Origin of the sequence: Laribacter hongkongensis DSM 14985 (genome assembly GCF_000423285.1) — a bacterium.
GTDB classification, from domain to species: Bacteria; Pseudomonadota; Gammaproteobacteria; order Burkholderiales; family Aquaspirillaceae; genus Laribacter; species Laribacter hongkongensis.
In genome coordinates, this window is the sequence record NZ_AUHR01000035.1 from 1 (window position 1) to 4,961 (window position 4,961).

At 41.5% G+C, this 4,961-nt stretch carries 4 protein-coding genes and 1 pseudogene; all 5 read left to right on the top strand.

All coding sequences use genetic code 11. The annotated features are described in order from the left end of the window. Positions 1-848 precede the first annotated feature (848 nt). Positions 849-1,115, top strand: a pseudogene (locus tag G542_RS19360) (integrase core domain-containing protein); the annotation flags it as partial. A 727-nt stretch (positions 1,116-1,842) separates the two neighbouring features. Next, on the top strand, positions 1,843-2,118 hold the full coding sequence (locus G542_RS18710; protein ID WP_156092911.1) for a hypothetical protein: 276 nt from the start codon (positions 1,843-1,845) through the stop codon (positions 2,116-2,118). A 16-nt stretch (positions 2,119-2,134) separates the two neighbouring features. After that, positions 2,135-2,749 carry a hypothetical protein gene (locus G542_RS18715; protein ID WP_156092912.1) on the top strand — a complete coding sequence of 205 codons (615 nt, stop codon included), beginning with the start codon at positions 2,135-2,137 and terminating at the stop codon, positions 2,747-2,749. Positions 2,750-2,762: 13 nt separating this feature from the next. Then, positions 2,763-4,397, top strand: coding sequence for a methyl-accepting chemotaxis protein (locus G542_RS0114040; RefSeq protein WP_162142383.1), 1,635 nt, complete (start codon positions 2,763-2,765; stop codon positions 4,395-4,397). 235 nt (positions 4,398-4,632) lie between these two features. Beyond that, positions 4,633-4,961 (top strand): chemotaxis protein CheW (locus G542_RS0114045; protein ID WP_027824433.1); only part of this gene is annotated, 329 nt, incomplete at its 3' end.

Below are 4,961 nucleotides of genomic sequence, written 5' to 3' on the forward strand. Positions count from 1 at the left end.
CACACAAGCGGAAGAACTGTTGTCGCAGCTGGACCCGGCAGAGCTGCTGGCGAGCGTCAGCGGTGACGGCGCTTACGATACCCGGGGCTTCTTCTATCGTGAGGTTCACTCACGGGGGCCACGGTCATCGTGCCACCACGACGGAACGGCAAGCCGTGGAAAGACCGGGCCGATTTCGCTCAAGCCCGGAATGCCCCCCTGGCTGCAGCCCGGCATCCAGGGTGGCGGTTATGGAAGAAGTGGAGCGGTTACCACCGGCGAAGCCTGGTCGAGACCACCATGGGACGTTTCAAATTGTTGGATGAACGATTGGCTGCCGGCCGTAACGACAGGTCGCCGAGGTACATGTACGTTGCGCGATTCTGAACACCTTCAACCGGCTCGGCATGCCGGTGACGGTTGCGCTCGCCTGAAATCCGGCTGGGAGTAGGAATAACCTAGCTTGAGCCCGAGTTATGCAACAGCGCCGGTGGCTTGCCATACAGGATTCGGTCTGAAGGAATGATCGGGGGCAGCAGGATGAGGCCGGGAGAGAGGATATGTGCAGTCATGCCGGGTCATGAGGCACGAGATCAAACCGCTCTCAAAACATATGATGTGCCATGCATGGTGAAGGAGTGGAGGCTGAATATCTTCATGGTGCATAAGGGCAAAAACCGTAAACCACCTAGTTCCTCTACGGTCGAAAAGCTGATTCCACCACCCTGCCAGTCATGGCTTTAAATCCAAAAAAATAAACATCCGGGCTTGCCATGGAGCAGGCTTGGTCAATCCATGGGCAGATGCGATATTTTTTGCCGTTCTCATGTCGAGCAACGATGCGGCATGTAAAAGCCTTGCACTGGACGCCGCAACTGATTGAACTCGATAACGGCAGTGAGTTCATTTCAGTAGCACTGGATCAATGAGCATACGGACAGGCCCCCCTTGGACTTCTCGCGGCCAGGCAAACCCACGGATCATTCCTTGATTGAGTCGTTTAACGGCAGCTTACGGGATGAGTGCCTGAATGCGCACTGGCTTCTGTCACTGGATGATGCTCGTGACAAGTCGAGCGTTGACGGCAGGATTACAACGAATTCAGGACGACCAGTTCGCTGGGCGACCGGACTCCCGGCTGGCCCGTCTTGAAGCCAGAAACCTCCAGCTTGAACCGCTCGGTTAATCGAGCGGTCATCCGATTTTCCCCGGTCGGAGGGATTAGGGTCGGCTTCTCGATCTCCCTAGGACTAGAGCCATGCAGATGCTGCAGCAGATCATCCACAACCGAACCTCCGACATTGCGAAAGGCCTTCTCATGGTATTCCAGTGGAGAGAATGGAGTCCTGCCCAGTCGCCAACCGTGAACAATCACCTTTGCGTAGATGGAGTACTGCAAGCAACAGAGGATGCAATGACTCTCGGAGCTTCTGGCTGGTAACTCTTCGCCTGATGCCATTACGATGGATCCTGCATTCAGGACATGGAAATTTTTTTTTCTAACCTTAATGATTAAAAACTTTTAATTGATTTTAACTATTTAAAAATCAAATTTTTTTTTATTAAATCAATCAAAAATACAAACAAATCAATTATGACAATATTTTAACCAAATAAATAAAATGGGCATTTTTATTTACCTAAAAGAAGGACTGCAAACAAAATTGTTATGCTATTTTTATAAATTAGGCAATTAATAACATTTTGGCATTTAAATTTAAAATGCCAAAAACATTTTATTTGAAAAAAGCATGGTTTTTTCAAAATAAAAAATAATTTTCATGTTGATAAACGCATAGCTGCAAATTCAATAATTCTCGTATAAAATTCAATGAGTTGTATGAAATATTTGCAGGAAAAAAAATGCATCTCGATGAACTATCCAAATTGCAAATCAAGATTTTTGAACTTGAACAAAAATTAGATCTTCAAGAAAGAATAAATGAACTAGAAAGAGAGATACACAAGAACATATATTCATCTATCGATAAATTCCTAGAAGAAAATCCAAATGCTAATGCGCAATCTGTAAAACATGTAATATCAAGTCAACTTGATATTTACACAAAAAAAATCAAGTTATCTATTCAAAATAATACAAGCAATCAAATGAAAACGGAGAGAGTAGTTTCTTCGTAGCAATTATGAGAGCAAAATGAGTAGTTACCGTAAAATCATCAACGAAATAAGCATAATTAAAAAGGCACTCCTATCAACAAAAAACATTTTAACAAAAACCGAACATGCTCACTTAAAAACCATGTTAAATAGTTTTATTTTTCAAAAACAAACCTCCAATGAAGATTGGAAAAGAAAAAAAGAAGAAGCCGAGTTTTTTTTTCGTAAAATTTATGAAAACCACTCTTCTTGCAGCATGAAAATACTATCTCTCTTGAAGGATGCTGCAGATTTAAATGCTGAGGAAAATGACCTTGAGGCATGGGAGAAGATTACAAAGGCTTGGTTTTATCTAGGAGTATTGAAGGCAAGTTCCATTTTTGAAAGAAATGAGACTATTTATGTAACATATAAAGAGACCCGTGGAGAAGGAGTTAAAACAAAAGCAAAAAAGATTAAATTCATAAAAATGCTAATACTTGAAGTCCCAGAAGGCGGGTGGAAATCCAAAAAAAATGCAGCCGAAGTATTAGCTATCAAAATGGCTGAGCAAAATGAAAGTTTGGTCAAGGTAAAAAATAGACTTGTCTTTTGGCTTTCTAGAGATAGCACCGTGTCAGATGCATTTTATGCATCAAAAACATTCGAATAACTCAGGGGGTGGCATGAAGTTTGGATCCATTTGTTTTCGGTTAATAGCATTGTCTGTTTTTTTTACAATAAGCCTGATTTCCATTGGAGGATTTGGGTTGTATCAACTCAAGTCCAGCAATGAAGCAATTCGCGATGTCTATGAAAACAATACTATCCCATTAATGGATCTAGGCACTGCCAGATTCAACCTGACTCAAGCCAGATTAAAAATGAGTGTTATTCTTGAGTCGATCAAGAATAACAATAAAATTGAAACAAAGGAGCACATATTAGACATTGAAGACATGATCAGGAAAAATTCTGATATTTTTGAAAAATATCAAAAAACAATACTAATAGAAGATGAGCAGGAATTGCTCATGGAATATAAAAAACAATTAAAAATTAGGTCGCATACTCTAGATGCAATTATCAAAGAAGCAACTGAAAATACACCTAGACTAGATTTTCTGCAGGAAAGTATTGACCAATATGACCTACTGAATGAATCAGCCATTAACACTCTAAATAAAATGATTTCATTGCAAGCAAGTTTAGTATCTCAAAAGACAGAGCAAGAATTTGAAAAATATGAAGCATCATGGAAAATCATTTTTTCCATTATTGCTGCAACTATAATTGCAGGCATTTTTGCAACAAAAAAAACATCTCGCGGCATCATTGAAAAGGTCAGCATGGTTAGTAAAGTCATTAAGGATGCCAGCCAAAATCTTAATTTTCAAAACAGAATTAATGCAAGAGGAACTGATGAGCTTGCATTAATGAGTCAAGACATTGACATACTCCTTGATCGCCTATGCCAAACAATAAAATCATTAAAGAATGATGCGGATTTGTTCGCTGAATCAGCAAAATCAGTTTCCAATTTATCTGAACAAGTTTCTCAATCCTCCATCAATGCAAACCAAGCATCATCAGCAATGGCTGCTGCAGTAGAACAAATGATGGTAACTGTTCAGCATATAACTGACAATGCAGAGCAAGTTGGACAGCAAACTAGTTTGGCACAAGAAGGTCTCTCCAAAGGAGATCAAACCGTTGGGCAAATGGTGGCCCATATTGGAGATACTTCAGATAAAATACAGGAAAACTCGAATGAAATTGTCAAGTTAAATGATCAGGCAGCAAAAATACACTCCGTTGTTCAGGTAATCAGTGAAATTGCTGATCAAACAAATCTTCTTGCGTTGAATGCTGCTATTGAGGCTGCTAGAGCAGGAGAGCATGGGCGTGGCTTTGCTGTTGTTGCAGATGAAGTCAGAAAATTGGCGGAAAGGACAAGCCAATCTACAGATGAAATAGGTGAGCTCTTGGGTTCAATTGGTAAAGCCACACAACAAACAGTTGATGGTATGTTTGTTGCTGTTGAACAAGTCAAAGACACTGTTAAGTTGGCAAAAAATGTTCAATTAGCGATAGATGACATTAAAAATAAAGCCGGTGCAGTGTTGTCTGGGGTGGCAAATATCAGTCATTCTCTCAGTGAGCAAATGTCTGCTAATAAAATGATCGCCCAGCAAGTTGAACTGGTGGCTCAAGCAGCAGAAGACAACTCTATCATAATTAAAAAAGTTGCAGGTGCAGCCCAAGGGGTTTCAGCTGTTTCTGTGGAAATGAAAAAATCCCTTGAGGATTTCAATATTTGAGTGCGTAAACTAAACCAGAATATAAGTCTGGCCTAGGCCTAGCAAGGCCAGACTTATACGGCAATCCACTGTTTTAAATCATGTCTTTCAAGGTGGTTAACCGCTATATGAATAGCCATGGAAAATACCATCTAACTATTAGATAGTTAAATTAAATTTTAATTTCAATTACAATTTGAATTTGATTTTTAAAAATCAACCCACTTGAAACGCGAGTATTTATTTTATAAGAGAGATGCAGATTGTGTCTGACCTTTTGAAAAGCATTGATGCACGAACCAAGCTCGCAGGAGCCAACAAGATGGAAATCCTGCTGTTCTCGCTCGGTACCCGCGAGACATTCGGCATCAACGTTTTCAAGGTCCGCGAAGTCTCCCAGACTCCGGAAATCACCAAATCCCCCAACATGCCCTTCGGCGTGGAGGGCGTGATCTCCCTGCGCGGCAACATCATCCCCATCATCTCGCTGGGCAAGTTCATCGGCGCCCCCGGCGCCGCCGGCCGCCAGTACGACTCGATGATCGTCACCGAGTTCAACAAGAGCACCCAGGCCTTCCTGGTGGA